17 protein-coding genes are annotated in these 15,687 nt (G+C 65.1%); 7 read left to right on the forward strand and 10 right to left on the reverse strand.

Going from position 1 to position 15,687, the window contains the following annotated elements; all coding sequences use genetic code 11:
* From ROZ37_RS21320 to ROZ37_RS21330, 3 genes are all read right to left on the reverse strand, one after another.
* On the reverse strand, positions 1 to 691 hold a 691-nt coding region (locus ROZ37_RS21320; protein WP_312662691.1), incomplete at its 3' end, for an NAD(P)(+) transhydrogenase (Re/Si-specific) subunit beta.
* Positions 691 to 1,002, reverse strand: coding sequence for an NAD(P) transhydrogenase subunit alpha (locus ROZ37_RS21325; RefSeq protein WP_312662693.1), 312 nt, complete (start codon positions 1,000 to 1,002; stop codon positions 691 to 693). The genes ROZ37_RS21325 and ROZ37_RS21320, both read right to left, overlap by 1 nt.
* Entirely contained in the window at positions 1,003 to 2,148 is a 1,146-nt protein-coding gene (locus tag ROZ37_RS21330; protein ID WP_312662696.1) for a Re/Si-specific NAD(P)(+) transhydrogenase subunit alpha, read from the reverse strand.
* Between the two features lie 268 nt (positions 2,149 to 2,416).
* On the opposite strand from ROZ37_RS21330, the gene corA reads away from it, so the two are divergent.
* A complete protein-coding gene (gene corA, locus ROZ37_RS21335; protein WP_312662697.1) occupies positions 2,417 to 3,514 on the forward strand; it encodes a magnesium/cobalt transporter CorA in 1,098 nt (365 codons plus the stop codon).
* On the opposite strand, the gene ROZ37_RS21340 is transcribed toward corA, so the two are convergent.
* The gene (locus tag ROZ37_RS21340) at positions 3,509 to 4,276 is read right to left on the reverse strand and encodes a serine/threonine-protein phosphatase (protein ID WP_312662698.1); all 768 of its coding nucleotides are present in this window, start codon (positions 4,274 to 4,276) and stop codon (positions 3,509 to 3,511) included. The two genes, corA and ROZ37_RS21340, sit on opposite strands and share 6 nt — an antisense overlap.
* 135 nt (positions 4,277 to 4,411) lie before the next feature.
* Between ROZ37_RS21340 and ROZ37_RS21345 the strand changes: the two genes are divergently transcribed.
* The gene (locus tag ROZ37_RS21345; RefSeq protein WP_312662701.1) at positions 4,412 to 4,855 is read left to right on the forward strand and encodes a MaoC family dehydratase; all 444 of its coding nucleotides are present in this window, start codon (positions 4,412 to 4,414) and stop codon (positions 4,853 to 4,855) included.
* 135 nt (positions 4,856 to 4,990) lie between these two features.
* Here ROZ37_RS21345 and glcF read toward each other — a convergent pair whose 3' ends face one another.
* The 5 genes from glcF to ROZ37_RS21370 are packed head-to-tail and all read right to left on the reverse strand — an operon-like array spanning position 4,991 to position 9,731.
* Entirely contained in the window at positions 4,991 to 6,235 is a 1,245-nt protein-coding gene (gene glcF, locus ROZ37_RS21350; RefSeq protein WP_312662703.1) for a glycolate oxidase subunit GlcF, read from the reverse strand.
* A 1-nt stretch (position 6,236) separates the two neighbouring features.
* On the reverse strand, positions 6,237 to 7,316 hold the full coding sequence (gene glcE, locus ROZ37_RS21355; protein ID WP_312662705.1) for a glycolate oxidase subunit GlcE: 1,080 nt from the start codon (positions 7,314 to 7,316) through the stop codon (positions 6,237 to 6,239).
* The gene (locus ROZ37_RS21360) at positions 7,313 to 7,468 is read right to left on the reverse strand and encodes a hypothetical protein (protein WP_312662707.1); all 156 of its coding nucleotides are present in this window, start codon (positions 7,466 to 7,468) and stop codon (positions 7,313 to 7,315) included. Before ROZ37_RS21360 ends, glcE begins: the two co-directional genes overlap by 4 nt.
* A complete protein-coding gene (locus ROZ37_RS21365; RefSeq protein WP_312662708.1) occupies positions 7,468 to 8,979 on the reverse strand; it encodes an FAD-linked oxidase C-terminal domain-containing protein in 1,512 nt (503 codons plus the stop codon). The genes ROZ37_RS21360 and ROZ37_RS21365 overlap by 1 nt, the downstream gene beginning before the upstream one ends.
* Entirely contained in the window at positions 8,976 to 9,731 is a 756-nt protein-coding gene (locus ROZ37_RS21370) for a FadR/GntR family transcriptional regulator (RefSeq protein ID WP_312662709.1), read from the reverse strand. The genes ROZ37_RS21365 and ROZ37_RS21370 overlap by 4 nt, the downstream gene beginning before the upstream one ends.
* 247 nt (positions 9,732 to 9,978) lie before the next feature.
* Between ROZ37_RS21370 and ROZ37_RS21375 the strand changes: the two genes are divergently transcribed.
* From ROZ37_RS21375 to rpmG, 3 genes are all read left to right on the forward strand, one after another.
* Complete coding sequence (locus ROZ37_RS21375; RefSeq protein WP_312662711.1) at positions 9,979 to 11,694, forward strand: SulP family inorganic anion transporter; 1,716 nt, start codon at positions 9,979 to 9,981, stop codon at positions 11,692 to 11,694.
* A gap of 84 nt (positions 11,695 to 11,778) precedes the next feature.
* Positions 11,779 to 12,015: a 50S ribosomal protein L28 gene (gene rpmB / locus ROZ37_RS21380; protein ID WP_011238351.1), complete on the forward strand. Its 237-nt coding sequence runs from the start codon at positions 11,779 to 11,781 to the stop codon at positions 12,013 to 12,015.
* A gap of 41 nt (positions 12,016 to 12,056) precedes the next feature.
* Complete coding sequence (rpmG, locus tag ROZ37_RS21385; RefSeq protein WP_312662714.1) at positions 12,057 to 12,224, forward strand: 50S ribosomal protein L33; 168 nt, start codon at positions 12,057 to 12,059, stop codon at positions 12,222 to 12,224.
* 131 nt (positions 12,225 to 12,355) lie between these two features.
* On the opposite strand, the gene ROZ37_RS21390 is transcribed toward rpmG, so the two are convergent.
* Positions 12,356 to 12,559 (reverse strand): cold-shock protein, encoded by a 204-nt coding sequence (locus ROZ37_RS21390; protein WP_312662715.1) that lies wholly within the window; start codon positions 12,557 to 12,559, stop codon positions 12,356 to 12,358.
* 394 nt (positions 12,560 to 12,953) lie between these two features.
* Between ROZ37_RS21390 and clpS the strand changes: the two genes are divergently transcribed.
* Entirely contained in the window at positions 12,954 to 13,262 is a 309-nt protein-coding gene (gene clpS, locus ROZ37_RS21395) for an ATP-dependent Clp protease adapter ClpS (RefSeq protein WP_312662716.1), read from the forward strand.
* Positions 13,263 to 13,264: 2 nt separating this feature from the next.
* Entirely contained in the window at positions 13,265 to 15,538 is a 2,274-nt protein-coding gene (clpA, locus tag ROZ37_RS21400) for an ATP-dependent Clp protease ATP-binding subunit ClpA (RefSeq protein WP_312662717.1), read from the forward strand.
* The last annotated feature ends 149 nt before the right edge of the window (positions 15,539 to 15,687 follow it).

The following is a 15,687-nucleotide window of genomic DNA, read 5'->3' on the forward strand; positions in this document are numbered from 1 at the left end:
TGCCGAGCACAAAGCCCTCGAAGCCGACCGCGAGACCGGTGAAGGCGTTCAGCAGCGAGATCACGACCGGCATGTCGGCGCCGCCGATCGGGCTCGTCAGGATCACGCCGAGCGCGAGCGCAGCGATGAAGAACGCGATGACGAGCGCCGGGGTCGGCGTCGCGGTCGCGACGATCGCCGCGCCGAGCACGACCGTGAGCGCCGCGAGGGCGACGTTGACAACGTTCTGCTGCGGCAGCCGCCACGCCTTTTTCATGATGCCCTGCAGCTTCGCGAACGCGATGCACGAACCCGAGAACGCCACCGCACCGATCAGCGCGCCGAGCACCGCGAGCGTCGCCGCGCCCGGGCCATGCACCGCGCCGCGCGCGAATTCCAGCGCCGCGATGGCCGCCGCCGCGCCGCCGCCCATGCCGTTGTAGATCGCAACCATCTGCGGCATGTCCGTCATCTTCACCGCGCGGCCGCTCCACGTCGCGAGCGCACCGCCGAGCACGATCGCGGTGATCATCAACCCGTGGTTCCCGAGGCCCGGCGTCGCGAAGGTCACGAGCGTCGCGCCGATCATCGCTGCGCCGGCCCAGACGATGCCCTTGCGTGCGGTGACGGGCGAGCTCATCGCCTTCAATCCCAATATGAATACGACCGCGACCACGAAATACGACAGGTCGACCAGAACGTTAGCGCCCATCATGCGCCCTCCTTCGCCGCGGCTTTCGCGCCGCCCTTGTTGAACATCGCGAGCATGCGCTCGGTGACGACGTAGCCACCGGCCGCGTTCGCCGCGCCGAGGAACACCGCGACGAAGCCGATCGCGAGTTGCACCGGATCCTCCGGATCCGCGTGGCCGAGCACGACCATCGCGCCGACGAGCACGACGCCGTGGACGAAGTTCGAACCCGACATCAGCGGGGTGTGAAGAATCACCGGCACGCGCGAAATCACCTCGTAACCGGTGAACGCGGCCAGCATGAAGATATACAGCGCTGCAATGCCTTCCATTTATGCCACCTCCGTTTCGGTCACGATGCCCAGCACCTGACTGACGCCCGCATGCCTGACTTCGCCCTGGTGGGTGAGGCAGGCACCTTTGATCACTTCATCTTCCCAGTCGAGCGCGAGCGCGCCGTCCTCGATGAAGGGCGACAGGAAGTTGAACAGGTTCTTCGCGATCATTTCGGACGCATGGACGGGCATGCGGCTCGGGATGTGCGTGGGGCCGATGACGAGCACGTCGTTGATCCAGGTCTTCTCGCCGGCGACCGTGCCCTCGACGTTGCCGCCGGTCTCGGCCGCCATGTCGACGACCACTGCGCCCGGCTTCATCCGCGCGACCATGTCGGCGGTGATGATCTTCGGCGCGCGCTTGCCCGGAATCGCCGCGGTCGTGATCAGCGCGTCGCACTGTGCGACCGCCTTCGCGAGCCGTTCGGCCTGCTTCGCCTTTTCCTCGTCGGTGAGTTCACGCGCGTAGCCGCCGGTCCCCGCCGCCGAGACGCCGGTGTCGACGAACTTCGCGCCGAGCGACTCGATCTGCTCGCGCGTCTCGGGACGCACGTCATACGCTTCGACCATCGCGCCGATCCGGCGCGCGGTCGCGATCGCCTGCAGGCCCGCGACGCCCGCGCCGATGACGAGCACTTTCGCCGGGCGGATCGTGCCGGCGGCGTAAGTCAGCATCGGGAAGAACTTCGGGCTGTGGTCGGCGGCGATCAGCGCGCATTCGTAGCCCGACACCGCGCCCTGCGACGACAGCACGTCCATGCTCTGCGCACGCGAGATCCGCGGCAGCAGCTCCATCGCGAACGAAGTGATGCGCTTTTCCTGAAGCAGCTTCACGCGCTCGGCGTCGGACCACGGCTGCAGCATTCCGATCAGCACCGCGCCTTCCCGCATCGCAGCAATCCGCTCCGGGGACGGCGGTTGTACGCAGAAGACGACGTCGGCGGCCGACGCGACTTCATCGCCCGACGCTGCCATCTTCACATCCGAAAAGCTCTCGTCGCGGTAGTGCGCGGGCTGGCCGGCGCCAGACTCCATCATCACTTGCGCGCCAAGGCCGATGTATCGCTTGACCACGTCCGGCACGATCGACAAGCGTCGCTCGCCCGGAACGGTCTCCGCAGGCACTCCGATCAACAGAGGCATTGGCCATTCTCCCTGACTGGTTGGTGTTAGGAAATCCGGATGGATCACCATCGGCAGACGACGGATACCGGGTTGCGCGAAGATGCGCTACCCGGGAATCGACCGTCGGCCCTCCCCCTGATCCACAATAAATCTACGGGTAATTGCGCCGTCACCCTATCGTTCTTATGTCAATTTGTTGCATCCCACCGGATCGGCGAAATGCAGCGCATAGGGGATAATACTGATACCCGGCCCGGACGCAACCTCATTTTTTGCGATGCACCACATGGCTACGAAACGCCCCGGCAGCAAACGCCGCAAAGCAAAGTCGCTGACCCCTGCGAAAGCCGGGCTGCCTCCCGGCACGCTCGTGCATGTCGGCGACGTCAAGACCGAACACCCTCAGATCTCCCTGATTGCGTATGACGAAGGGGGAATCGAGGAACGCAGCTTCGAGAGCGTTGCCGAGTCGCGCCAGTACCGCCGCGGCCGCGCGAGGCTATGGCTGAACGTGTACGGGCTACAGGACCCTGAAATCCTCGGAGAGATCGGCCGCCGCTTCCACCTGCATCCGCTCGTGCTCGAAGACATCCTCAACACGCATCAGCGCCCGAAGATCGAGGACTACGGCAGCTATCTATATTGCGTCGCGCGGGTGTTCGAATACGACGCGGAGAGTCGCACGCTGACGTCCGACCAAGTGAGCATCGTGCTCGGCGAGGACTTCGTCCTGACCTTTCAGGAACGCCATAGCGGGCGGTTTGCGCCCGTCCGCGAACGGCTGCGGTCGCCGCAATCGCCGCTGCTGCGGCACGGCAGCGACTATCTCGCCTACATGCTGCTCGATGCGATCGTCGACCAGTACTTCGTCGTCGTCGACAAGTTGGGAGATACCGCCGAGGATCTCGAAGACGACGCGCTCGCGAGCCCGACTCCATCGCTGTTGAGAACGATCAACCTCGTCAAGCACGACACCCATATGCTGCGCCGCGCGATCTGGCCGCTGCGCGAGGTGCTCAACGGCCTCATTCGCGGAGAGAGCAAGTTCTTCCGCGACGAGACGCGGCTCTATCTGCGCGACCTCCACGATCACACGATCCACGTCGTCGAAACGCTCGACGCGGTGCGGGAGCTTCTGAGCGACTTGATGGACATCTACCTGTCGTCGGTCAGTAACCGCCTGAACGTCGAGGTGCGCATCCTGACCGTGCTGACCACGCTGTTCCTGCCGGCCACGCTGATCACCGGCATTTTCGGCATGAACTTCCAGTGGATGCCCCTCATCGGACGCGGCAACGGTTTCTACATGGCGATGGGGATAATGGGAGGAGTGGCACTCGTGATGGCAGCGGTCTTCTGGCGACGCAACTGGCTGCGTCTATGACGGCGCGTCGGCCGCTTCCGCGTCGTTCAGCCTGATGATCACCAGAGAAATGTTGTCACCGGTCCCGGCCGCCCGCTTGCGCGCGTCGCGTACGAGTTTCTCCGCCGCGGCCCGGGCGGGTAGCGACGCGATCGTCTGCGCGAGTTCTTCATCGGGAAAGTGGGCCCACAGGCCATCGGAGCAGAGCAGGAAGCAGTCGCCGGCCCTCGGACGAACCGGCGCCGCAAGCGCGGTCTGCGGCGGATGCTCGCTGCCGAGGCAGGACAGCAGCACGTGCCGGCGCGGGTGAAACCGGGCCCCCACGTCGTCGAGGCGTCCGCGGCGCTGCAACTCGGCGACGAGGGAGTGATCCTGGCTGCGGCTCAGCGTGCGCCTATCTCGAAAGTGATACAACCGGGAATCGCCACAGTGTATCCAGCTGATGCGATTCGGCTGGAGCACGAGCGCGACTGCGGTGGAGTGCGGCTCCTGATCGGTAGCGGAGCGCGCGCTACGGATCGAGCGGTGCGCGTCGCCGATAATGCCTTCGAGAAGTTGTGCGGGAGTCGCACTGTCGGGTACATATGACTCGAAACTCCGCTTTGCCTGGAGCACGACCTGCTCGGCCGCGAGTGCGCCGCCGCTGTGCCCTCCCGTCCCGTCGGCGAGCACGGCCATCATCGTCCCCCGCTGCGACGGGTGTGCGAATATGGCGGCGCGGTCCTGCTGCTCGCTCCGGTCACCGGCATGGCGCGCAACGCAGGTTTCGACAAAAAGCGGCATGAAAGCGACTGAATTCGAGTGGCGGCCATCATACCGACGGTGATGGCACGATAGCGCAGAAATGCCATTTTGTTACGCAAGGGCGCGTGAATTCCGTCACGCAATAATTCGCTCTCTATTACGAAGGAGATACGCATGCACCCGGGACGCGGCTATGACGAAGTCGATATCGGCGACCGCTTCGAGACCTCGATGACCGTCACCGAGACGCACCTCGTCCTCAGTGCGGGCCTCTTCGGCGACTTCAATCCCCTTCACGTCGATCAGCAGGTCGCCGCGCGGAGCCGCTACGGCAGCCGCATCGCGCACGGCTACATCACGACGTCGTTCATGGCGGCGCAACTCGGCATGGTGTTCCATGGGACCGCCATTGCCTATGTCGAACACACTTCCCGCTTCACCGCGCCGGTGCGCGCGGGCGACACGCTGAGAATCGTCTGGACCGTGACCGAGCGGCTGGATAAGCCGAAGCACGACGGCGGCATCGTCAGCCTGTCGGGAATCTGCACGAACCAGGAGGAGACGAAGGTCGCCGAAGCGGACGCGAAAATGCTCGTCGCGAACAATCCGCGCGACTGAAAGACCCGGAAACTGCTGCGCGCCGTACGCCGAGGCATGCGCGCGGGCCGGTTCCGCCTCCCCGCGCCCGGCAGGTGGCTGCAAAACGCGAATGGAGTACGCGCGGGGGATTTCGACCCGTCGGCTACCCGCGTGTCAGAGCGGGAACCCGTTCAGCCGGCAGTCGACGAGCTCGACCCAGTGCCGCACCGGCGTCGCCGTCCCCGCCTGCAGGTGAGTCATGCAGCCGATGTTGGCGGACGCGATCAACGTCGCCCCGCCTTCAGCGAGCGCTGCGAGCTTGTTTTCGCGCAGCTCATGCGACAGTTCCGGCTGGAGCAACGAGTACGTCCCGGCCGAGCCGCAGCATAGATGCCCGTCGCGCACCGGGGCGAGCTCGTAGCCCGCGGCGGTGAGCAGGCGCTCGACGCCGCCGCGGATCTTCAGCCCGTGCTGCAGCGTGCACGGCGACTGGAAGGCGACGCGCCGGCGCTCACCACGGCGCTTCAGCAGTTGCGCTTCGAGCCGATCCGCCTCGGCGGCAATCACCTCGCTGAGATCGCGCGTCAGCGCCGCGATCCGCGTCGCCTTGTCGGCGTAGGCCGGGTCCTGCGCAAGCAGATGGCCGTAATCCTTGACCTGCACGCCGCAACCCGAGGCGGTCATCACGATCGCCTCGACTTCGCCGCGCTCGACGGCCGGCCACCACGCGTCGATGTTGCGCCGCGCGTCGTTGCGCCCGCCGTCCTGGTCGTTGAGGTGGTAGCGCACCGCGCCGCAACAGCCCGCCCCCGGCTGCTCGACAAGCGAAATGCCGAGCACATCGAGCACGCGCGCGGCCGCCGCATTGATCGACGGTGCCATCGACGGCTGCACGCAGCCGGCGAGCGCCATCATGTGGCGCGCGTGACGCGGCGCGGGCCACGGCCCCGCCCGCCGCGCGTCCGGCACCTTTTCCTGCAGCGTGGCGGGCAGCAGCGGCCGCACGAGGCGGCCCGCCTTCATCGCCGCCCCGAAGAGCCCAGCACGCGGCACCAGTTCGCGCAGCGCCCAGCGTTTCGCGCGCTCGGCGCCCGTGCGCGGGACGCGCTGCTCGATGATGTTCCGGCCGATATCCGCGAGACGGCTGTAATGCACGCCGGACGGGCAGGTCGTTTCGCACGAGCGGCACGTCAGGCAGCGGTCCAGGTGCAACTGCGTTTTCTCGGTGACGTCGTGCCCCTCGAGCAACTGCTTGACCAGATAGATACGTCCGCGCGGGCCGTCGAGTTCGTCGCCGAGCAGCTGATAGGTCGGACAGGTCGCGGTACAGAAGCCGCAATGCACGCAATTGCGCAGGATGGCCTCGGCTTCGCGCCCTTCCGGCGTGTCCTTGATGAAATCGGCAAGCTGGGTCTGCATGTCAGAGTCCGTGGTAGAGGCGGCCCGGATTGAAGATGCCGACCGGATCGAACGCGGTCTTCAGGCGCCGGTGGATCGCCATCAGCGGCGCCGGCAGCGGTTGGAAGATGTCTGCTTCGCGGTCGCCCCCGCGAAACGCCGTCGCATGGCCGCCGAGGCTCGCGACGCGCTCGCGAAGGCTCGCGGCCGGCGCGTCCGACCGCAGCCAGCGCAGTGCCCCGCCCCATTCGATGAACTGCGACCCGGGCAACTTCAGCGGCGCAGCCGAGCTGGGCAGCGACAGGCGCCACAGAACGCTTTCGGCGCCGGTCGCCGTCGACGCGAAGAACCCGTCATCCTGCTCGCGCACGCTGCGCCAGAACGCGTCAGCGACGGCGGCCGGCAACGCTTCGCCGCCCAGCCTGCGCTCGCCGGCGCGCACCGCGGCCTCGGCACCCGACAATCGCAGCGTCAAGGTCCCCTCGTGCCACGCGGAGCCCGACAGCGGAAGCGGCTGCGCACCCCATTCGTTGAGGCGGGCGATCGCGTCGGCCTCGTTCAGTTCGAAGCGCAAGGTCGTCTCCGCGACAGGGCGCGGCAGCACCTTCAGCGACACGTCGAGGATCAGCCCGAGCGTGCCCAGACTGGCCGCGATCACGCGCGAAACGTCGTAGCCCGCGACGTTCTTCATCACCTGGCCGCCGAACGACAGCACCTCGCCGCGTCCGTCGAGAATCTTCACGCCGAGCACGAAATCCCGCACTGCGCCCGCAGTCGCGCGACGCGGCCCCGAGAGACCGGCCGCGACGCAGCCGCCGATCGTCGCACCTTCGCCGAAATGCGGTGGTTCAAAGGCGAGCATCTGCTTGCGCTCCGCGAGCAGCGCTTCGAGCTCCGCGAGGGGCGTGCCGGCGCGGACGGTGACGACGAGCTCGGTCGGCTCATAGTTGACGACGCCGCAGTGCGCCCGCGTGTCGAGCACGTCGCCGGCCGGCTTGCGCCCATAGAAAGCCTTCGTGCCACCGCCGCGCAGCTCCAGCGGAGCATTCGCGGCAACGGCGGCGCGCACGCGCTCGCGCCACTGTTCGATCAAATCGCTCATTCGTCCTTCGCCTTGTCCTTTGCGCCGTCCATCTTTCGTCCGTCCGGCTTGCGCGCGCGACGGTCGCCGACCGCCTTCAGCGCGAGCCAAGAGCCCACCAGCGACAGCACCGGCACCACTACCAGCAGAAACTGGATCGAGCCTTTGTCCATCAGAAACGTGGAACATCCGGATACGGGACGTGACCGGCGCTGACGCGCTCGCGGCCGTACTCGGCGCAGCGGTTCAGCGTCGGGATCGCCTTGCCGGGGTTCAGCAGGCCGGCCGGATCGAACGCCGCTTTCACGCGGAAGAAGGTCGCGATCTCGGGCCGCGAGAACTGGCTGCACATCTGGTTGATCTTCTCGATGCCGACACCGTGCTCCCCCGTGATCGTTCCACCGAGCGCGACCGACAGCTCGAGGATCTCGGCGCCGAAGGCCTCGGCCCGCTCGAGCTCGCCGGGCCGGTTCGCGTCGAACAGGATCAGCGGGTGCAGGTTGCCGTCGCCGGCGTGGAACACGTTGATGCAGCGCAGGTCGTACTTGCCTTCCATCGCCTGGATCGCTTCTAGCATCTCGCCGAGTCGCTTTCTCGGGATCGTGCCGTCCATGCAGTAGTAGTCGGGTGAAATACGGCCGGCGGCCGGGAAGGCCGCCTTGCGCCCGGCCCAGAATTTCACGCGCTCGGCCTCGTCGTGTGACACGCGGATCTCGGTCGCACCGGCCGCTTTGAGCACAGCGCGCACCCGCGCGATCTCTTCGGCGACTTCCTCGGGCGTGCCGTCCGACTCGCACAGCAGGATCGCCTTCGCATCGAGCGGGTAGCCGGCGTGGACGAACTGCTCGACCGCCGCGGTCGCTGGCTGGTCCATCATCTCGAGTCCCGCCGGAATGATGCCGGCCGCGATGATCTCGGCAACCGCGTCGCCTGCGCGAATGACGTCGTCGAACGCGGCGAGCACGCACTGCGCGAGTTGCGGCTTCGGCGTGAGCTTCACGGTGACTTCGGTCGTCACCGCGAGCATGCCCTCGGAGCCGTTGATCAGCGCGAGGAGATCGTAGCCCGGCGCGTCGAGACCGTGGTTCCCGATCTCGATGACATCGCCTTCGATCGTCACGCCGCGCACGCGCAGCACGTTATGAACCGTTAGGCCGTACTTCAGGCAATGCACGCCGCCGGAGTTCTCGGCGACGTTGCCGCCGATCGTGCACGCGATCTGCGACGAGGGGTCCGGGGCGTAATAGAGGTTGTAGGGCGCGGCGGCCTCGGAGATCGCGAGGTTGCGCACGCCCGGTTGCACGACCGCGGTGCGCGCGTGCGGGTCCAGATGCAGGATGCGGTTGAAGCGCGCGAGCGACAGCACGACACCGTGCGCATGCGGCAGCGCGCCGCCCGACAGGCCGGTCCCGGCGCCTCGGGCGACGACCGGCACGCGCATCTCGTGACAGGTCCGCAGCACCGCGACGACCTGCTCCTCGGTCGTCGGCAGCGCGACGATCAGCGGCAGCTGCCGGTAAGCGGACAGCCCGTCGCACTCGTAAGGACGCAAGTCCTCCGCGTCGTACATCAGCGCGCCGGCCGGCAGCACCCGCGCCAGCGCTTCCACGAGCCCCGCCTTGTCGACGCCCGAGAAGTCCGCATCGCGCTCGCCCGGCGCAAGCACCTCGGTACCCATGTTCATCGCGTACTCTCCGTTTTGTCGCCGGCCCAAAGCAGCGGATCCAGCCCGAGACGACGCGCGGCGCTCACCAGATGCGCCTGCGCGGCCTCTCGTGCCGCCTTCGCGTCGCTGCGGCTGATCGCCTCGAAAATCCTGACATGCTCGGCCTGCGCCTCCCGCGCCCGGCCGCTGCGGTGGCCGTCGCTGCTCCACGTCGGCGCGCGCGAATCCGAGAACTGCGCACCCATGAACGCCTGGAAGCGCGCGATCTGCAGATTGTGGGTCGCGATCGCGATCGCGACATGGAACGCGTCGTCGTCACCGACCGCGTCGACTTGCGCCACCAACGCGTCCTGCATTCGCGCTAGCACTGCGCGCATCCGCTCGAGATCTTCAGCGGTGCGACGCAGCGCCGCGCGCTCGGCCGCGCCGGTCTCGACCAGGTAGCGCAGCTCGAAGATGTCCGATATTTCACCCGCCATAATCGACGACGAATGTTCCGGATCCCGCACCAGCCGGAAGCTGCCCTGCCCGGGCCGAGCCGCGACAAAAGCGCCCGAGCCCTGGCGCGTCGTCACGCAGCCATCCGCCTTCAGTCGCGAGATCGCCTCACGGATCACCGCGCGACTCACCCCGAACCGTTCGCAGAGCGACTTTTCCGTCGGCAGCTGCGTCCCGCTAGTCAGGTGTTGTTCGGTGATCCAGCGCTCGAGCTGCTCGGCGACTGCGTCACTGAGGCGCGAGGTGCGCTTGGCTGTCGGGGATGCGTTCATCGACTCGAAATGTTGTCTGACAACGTTTCGAATACTAACCGCGCGGGAGGCAGTTTGTCAGCATTCACGCAAGCGAACCCGGAGCCGCCCGCGGGAGCACGAATGAGGCCGTCGGTCCGTCGAGGATCTGCAGCCCGATCGGGAAAAATCGCCCCTTCCTCGTCGCCGCAGGCGTGTTGCGACGGAGCCTGCGGCGGGTTTGCTACTATCCGCTTCCCGCCGCACCCTGCGTGAACTCCCGATTTCGATGGCCCTGCTCCCGCGCCTCGAGCGACTGCTGCCCTTTCTCGGATGGCGTCGCCAGTGGTCGACCGCGTCCTTGCGGGGCGACACGATCGCGGGCATCACCGTCGCATTGGTGGCGATTCCGCAATCGCTGGCCTACGCTCAGCTCGCGTCGTTGCCGACCCACGTCGGCCTATACGCGGCATTGCTACCGACGATGGTTGCCGGGCTGTTCGGCTCCTGCGGGCAGCTCTCGACGGGCCCGGCGGCACTGACCGCACTGCTGAGCGGCGCAAGCCTGCTCGCGATCGCACCGCCGGAGACACCCGAGTTCCTGTCGCTCGCGATCCTGCTCGCGCTGATGTCGGGCCTCATCCAGCTCGCCCTCGGCGCGTTGCGCACGGGATGGCTGCTGAACTTGCTGTCCCACCCGGTCCTCACGGGCTTCATCAACGCGGCCGCACTGATCATCGGCCTGTCGCAGGTGCCGTCCGTACTCGGTCTGTCGATGCCGCAGACGACCCACTTTCTCGCCGACTTCGCGCAGGCCGCCGGCAAGCTCCACACCCTGCACCTGCCGTCGGCATTGTTCGGCGGCGGCGCATTGTTGACCCTGATCCTCGCCAGGCGCTTTTTCCCGAAGCTCCCGGCGGTACTGATCGTCGTCGTCCTCGCGACTGCGATTTCCGCAGTCACCGGCTACGCGGAGCACGGCGGCAAGGTGGTGGGCGCGATCCCCGCCGGACTTCCGGTTTCGGCGCTTCCCGACGTCGACTGGGATGCCGCCATCACCCTCCTCCCGGCGGCCTTCGTCATCGCGCTGGTCAGCTTCATGGAAGCGGCTTCGAGCGCGAAACTGATCTCGGGCCGAACCGGAGATCACTGGGACCAGAACCAGGAACTGATCGGCCAGGGCCTCGCGAAGATCGCTTCGGCGGCGAGCGGCGCGTTTCCGGTAAGCGCCTCCTTCTCGCGCTCGGGCCTCAATTACGCGACGGGAGCACGATCCGGAATTTCTTCGCTGGTCGCCGCTGCCGCGGTGACTGTCACGCTGCTTTATCTCACCTCGCTGCTTTGGCATCTTCCGCGACCGGTTCTCGGCGCGATCATCCTGCTCGTCGTCGCAAGCCTGCCGGACTTCCGCGCCCTCGGTCGGGCGTGGCGGATCAGCCGTGACGACGGGCTCGCCTCGACACTGACCTTCGTCAGCACCCTCGTATTCGCGCCGAACATCCAGAATGGCATCCTCACCGGACTGCTGCTGTCGCTCGCACTGATGTTGTACCGCGACATGCGCCCGCGCACCGCGCTCCTCGGGCTGCATCCCGACGGCACCTACCGCGATCTCGTGCGCTTCGGACTCGAGCACCCCGATCCCCGCATCGTGCTCCTGCGTTTCGACAGTCCCCTGACTTTCGTGACCGCCGCCGCCTTCGAGCGGGCCGTCATCGCGGCGAGCGAGGCCCAGCCCACCGTGTCGGCCGTACTCGTCTCCGCGTCGGGCATCAACACGATCGACGCGACCGGAATGCACACGCTGTCGGCGCTCCTCGACCGTTTTCGCAGCACGAACCTCACGCTCGCTTTCTGCGGGGCGAAGAAGCAGGTTCTCGACGTCATGCAACGGACCGAGCTGTGGAGCCGGATCGGACCGCTCGCGACGTTTCGCACCGAGCAGCACGCGCTCGAAGCCTTGCTGGCGCCGATGGAAGCGGAACGGACCGCGGCGAAGGACTGATTTTGCATTACTTTCTTGCGTCGAGCCCCCTTTCTGCGATAGCATCCGAGGTTTTCCGAAATCCCGAATCCCCTGGAGCATCATATGGCTCGCGTCTGCCAAGTGACCGGTAAAGCACCGATGGTGGGAAACAACGTTTCCCACGCGAACAACAAGACCAAGCGTCGTTTCCTGCCGAACCTGCAAAACCGCCGGTTCTGGAGCGAATCCGAGAATCGCTGGATCCGCCTGCGCGTATCCAATGCCGCCCTGCGCACCATCGACAAGAAGGGCATCGATGTGGTCGTTTCCGAACTTCGCGCCCGCGGCGAGAAGGTCTGATCGTCTCGCCACGTAACTGAAGCAACTGCACGGAGAGTCACATGGCCAAAGGCGCCCGCGAAAAAATCAAGCTGGAGTCGACCGCAGGTACCGGTCACTTCTACACGACTTCGAAGAACAAGCGCACCACCCCGACCAAGCTCGAGTTCAAGAAGTACGACCCGGTCGTGCGCAAGCACGTGCTGTACAAGGAAATCAAGCTGAAGTGATTTCGCTCGCGGGCTGACGCCCGTCACATCGACGCGACTTCCAGACTAAAGAGGCCGCCGGATTGCTCCGGCGGCCTCTTTGTTTCTGAAGCCCGCCCCGCTGTAGCGAAACGGTGCTCCGAGTCAGGACATCAGGCCTTCTGGATGTTAGAGGCCTGCTTGCCCTTCGGGCCCTGGGTGACTTCGAAGGAAACCTTTTCGCCTTCCTTCAACGTCTTGAACCCGCTCATGCTGATCGCCGAAAAATGTGCGAAGAGATCTTCGCTGCCATCATCCGGAGTAATGAAGCCGAAGCCCTTGGAGTCGTTGAACCACTTAACGGTGCCAGTTGCCATGTTGCCTTAATCCTTCAAATTTTCTCTGACAATACGGGGAAAACTCCCCTTCGGTGCTCCCAGAAATACACGACCGACATCGACTGGCACCCACGTTCGTAGCGGAGTCAGGCGGCACCGGAGCGTTGAACTTTCCACGTCGCACTATTTTGCTTTTACGCACTTGACCCAGGAGCGTCAACAGTTTCTTGAATGTCCTTTTTTCGCATTGCAACAAATTCGGGATCAATATTAATCGGTGCTTCCGTTGCGCTCCGCCGCGAAAGGAAATCAGCCCCGGGAACCGTTCTTGCGTCGCAATAAGGGAGGCCTTGTTTTTCGACTGCGCCACCCCCAGATTCGAACTGTCGCCGGCCGTGTTGCACTCTGCTTCGAGTTCATTAGAATGATTTGCATGGCCACCCAAAAGCAGGACGAATTTCTCGTCGAAGCAGAGCACACACGTACAAAGCCGCCGCCGCTGTACAAGGTGCTTCTGCTCAACGACGACTTCACGCCGATGGATTTCGTCATAGTCGTGCTGCAGAAATTTTTTGGAATGGACCGCGAACGGGCAACGAGGGTGATGCTCCAAGTGCACAGAGAAGGCATGGGAGTATGCGGCGTCTTCCCGAAGGACGTCGCTGCGACAAAAGTGGAACAGGTCGTGTCGTTTGCCCGGCAGCACCAGCATCCGCTGGCCTGCGTGATGGAGGAAAACTGAGAATGATCGCGCAAGAACTTGAAGTCAGTCTGCACATGGCGTTCGTCGAAGCGCGACAGAAGCGGCATGAGTTCATCACCGTCGAACACCTGCTGCTCGCGTTGCTCGACAACCCTTCCGCCGCCGAAGTCTTGCGCGCCTGCGCCGCCAACGTGGATGAGCTGCGTCGTGAACTCACGACCTTTATCAACGAGCACACACCGCGCGTCGAAGGCACGAACGAAATCGACACCCAACCGACGCTCGGCTTCCAGCGCGTGATTCAGCGCGCGATCCTGCACGTCCAGTCCTCGGGCAAAAAGGAAGTCACCGGAGCGAACGTCCTTGTCGCGATTTTCGGCGAGAAGGATTCGCACGCGGTCTATTTCCTGCAACGGCAGAACATCTCCCGGCTCGACGTCGTCAACTTCATCTCGCACGGCATCGCGAAAACGCCGCAGCAGGGCGCGAACGCACCGAACCGGAGCGAATCCGAGCAAGGCGAACAGGAGCCCGAGGCCGCGCAATCGGGCGGAGCGCTCGAAAACTACACGCAGAACCTGAACCAGCAGGCGCTGGTCGGCAAGATCGATCCGTTGATCGGTCGCGACCGCGAGCTCGAGCGTGTGATCCAGACGCTCTGCCGTCGGCGCAAGAACAACCCGCTGCTCGTCGGCGAAGCCGGCGTCGGCAAGACCGCGATCGCCGAAGGTCTCGCTCGCCGCATCATCGAGGGACGGATTCCCGAGATTCTCGAAGGAGCGCAGGTCTACGCGCTCGACATGGGCGCCCTCCTCGCCGGCACCAAGTATCGCGGCGACTTCGAACAGCGGCTCAAGGCCGTTTTGAAGCAGTTGCGCGAGACGCACAACGCGATCCTTTTCATCGACGAGATCCATACGCTGATCGGCGCGGGCGCCGCGTCGGGCGGAACCCTCGATGCGTCGAATCTGCTGAAGCCAGCCCTGTCGTCCGGTCAGCTGAAATGCATCGGTGCCACGACTTATTCCGAGTTCCGGCAGATCTTCGAGAAAGACCACGCGCTGTCGCGGCGCTTCCAGAAGGTCGACGTCTCGGAGCCGTCCGTCGCCGAAACCGTCGAGATCCTGAAGGGGCTGAAGAGCCGCTTCGAGGAACATCACAACGTCAAGTACTCATCCGCGGCGCTTTCGTCGGCAGCCGAGCTGTCGGCACGCTACATCAACGACCGCCACCTGCCCGACAAGGCGATCGATGTCATCGACGAGGCGGGCGCGGCCCAGCGCGTTTTGCCGAAGTCCAAGCAGCGCAAGCTGATCGGCAAAGGTGAAATCGAGGACATCGTCGCGAAGATCGCCCGCATTCCGCCGCGGACCGTTTCGAGCGACGACAAGGCTGCACTGAAGAACCTCGAACGCGACCTGAAGAACGTCGTATTCGGCCAGGAAGCCGCGATCGACGCGCTCGCGAAGGCGATCAAGATGTCGCGCTCCGGCCTCGGCAATCCGGCAAAACCGATCGGCAGCTTCCTGTTCTCGGGGCCGACCGGCGTCGGCAAGACCGAGGTCGCGCGGCAGCTCGCCTTCACGATGGGCATCGAGCTGGTGCGCTTCGACATGTCGGAGTACATGGAGCGTCACGCGGTAAGTCGGCTGATCGGTGCGCCTCCGGGCTATGTCGGATTCGACCAGGGCGGCCTGTTGACCGAAGCGATCACGAAGAAGCCGCATTGCGTGCTGCTGCTCGACGAAATCGAGAAAGCGCATCCGGACATCTTCAACATCCTGCTGCAGGTCATGGACCACGGCTCGCTCACCGACAACAACGGTCGCCAAGCCGATTTCCGCAACGTCATCGTCATCATGACGACGAACGCGGGCGCGGAGACGATGCAGAAGGCGGTGATGGGTTTTTCGGCGAAGCGCGAAACCGGCGACGAGATGGCGGAGATCAAGCGCATGTTCTCGCCGGAGTTCCGCAACCGGCTCGATGCGACAATCTCGTTCAAGCCGCTCGACAACGAGATCATCCTGCGCGTCGTCGACAAGTTCCTGATGCAGCTCGAAGCGCAACTGCACGAGAAGAAGGTCGAGGCGCACTTCACCGACGAACTGAAGGCATGGCTCGCCGGCGAAGGTTTCGATCCGCTGATGGGCGCACGGCCCATGGCGCGGCTGATCCAGGACACGATCCGCTCGGCGCTCGCCGACGAGTTGCTGTTCGGCCGGCTTGCGAACGGCGGCAAGGTCACGATCGACCTCGACGACGACGGCAAGGTCAAGCTGAAGTTCGATCAGCTGGAAGCCGAAACCGTCTGACGACGGCGAATTTCAGCCTTAACAAAAGGGCGGCCTGCGGGCCGCCCTTTTTTTGTCCGCCGAATCGCCTTATCGTCATGAGCTTTCGGGCCGGCTCGAGCAAGGAGAAGGGCCGTCCCCACTCGCCCACCATTCACAGGAGGAAACAA

This window comes from Aromatoleum sp., from assembly GCF_032027225.1.
GTDB lineage: Bacteria > Pseudomonadota > Gammaproteobacteria > Burkholderiales > Rhodocyclaceae > Aromatoleum.

What these genes read in the sequence shown, in the direction of transcription:
- ROZ37_RS21370 (WP_312662709.1), bottom strand. Translation starts at nt 9,731, where the DNA reads ATGAACGCATCCCCGACAGCCAAGCGCACCTCGCGCCTCAGTGACGCA.
- clpS (WP_312662716.1), top strand. Translation starts at nt 12,954, where the DNA reads ATGGCCACCCAAAAGCAGGACGAATTTCTCGTCGAAGCAGAGCACACA.
- ROZ37_RS21345 (WP_312662701.1), top strand. Translation starts at nt 4,412, where the DNA reads ATGCACCCGGGACGCGGCTATGACGAAGTCGATATCGGCGACCGCTTC.
- ROZ37_RS21375 (WP_312662711.1), top strand. Translation starts at nt 9,979, where the DNA reads ATGGCCCTGCTCCCGCGCCTCGAGCGACTGCTGCCCTTTCTCGGATGG.
- glcE (WP_312662705.1), bottom strand. Translation starts at nt 7,316, where the DNA reads ATGAGCGATTTGATCGAACAGTGGCGCGAGCGCGTGCGCGCCGCCGTT.
- ROZ37_RS21325 (WP_312662693.1), bottom strand. Translation starts at nt 1,002, where the DNA reads ATGGAAGGCATTGCAGCGCTGTATATCTTCATGCTGGCCGCGTTCACC.
- ROZ37_RS21360 (WP_312662707.1), bottom strand. Translation starts at nt 7,468, where the DNA reads ATGGACAAAGGCTCGATCCAGTTTCTGCTGGTAGTGGTGCCGGTGCTG.
- clpA (WP_312662717.1), top strand. Translation starts at nt 13,265, where the DNA reads ATGATCGCGCAAGAACTTGAAGTCAGTCTGCACATGGCGTTCGTCGAA.
- ROZ37_RS21340 (WP_312662698.1), bottom strand. Translation starts at nt 4,276, where the DNA reads ATGCCGCTTTTTGTCGAAACCTGCGTTGCGCGCCATGCCGGTGACCGG.
- rpmG (WP_312662714.1), top strand. Translation starts at nt 12,057, where the DNA reads ATGGCCAAAGGCGCCCGCGAAAAAATCAAGCTGGAGTCGACCGCAGGT.
- corA (WP_312662697.1), top strand. Translation starts at nt 2,417, where the DNA reads ATGGCTACGAAACGCCCCGGCAGCAAACGCCGCAAAGCAAAGTCGCTG.
- ROZ37_RS21330 (WP_312662696.1), bottom strand. Translation starts at nt 2,148, where the DNA reads ATGCCTCTGTTGATCGGAGTGCCTGCGGAGACCGTTCCGGGCGAGCGA.
- ROZ37_RS21390 (WP_312662715.1), bottom strand. Translation starts at nt 12,559, where the DNA reads ATGGCAACTGGCACCGTTAAGTGGTTCAACGACTCCAAGGGCTTCGGC.
- glcF (WP_312662703.1), bottom strand. Translation starts at nt 6,235, where the DNA reads ATGCAGACCCAGCTTGCCGATTTCATCAAGGACACGCCGGAAGGGCGC.
- rpmB (WP_011238351.1), top strand. Translation starts at nt 11,779, where the DNA reads ATGGCTCGCGTCTGCCAAGTGACCGGTAAAGCACCGATGGTGGGAAAC.
- ROZ37_RS21365 (WP_312662708.1), bottom strand. Translation starts at nt 8,979, where the DNA reads ATGAACATGGGTACCGAGGTGCTTGCGCCGGGCGAGCGCGATGCGGAC.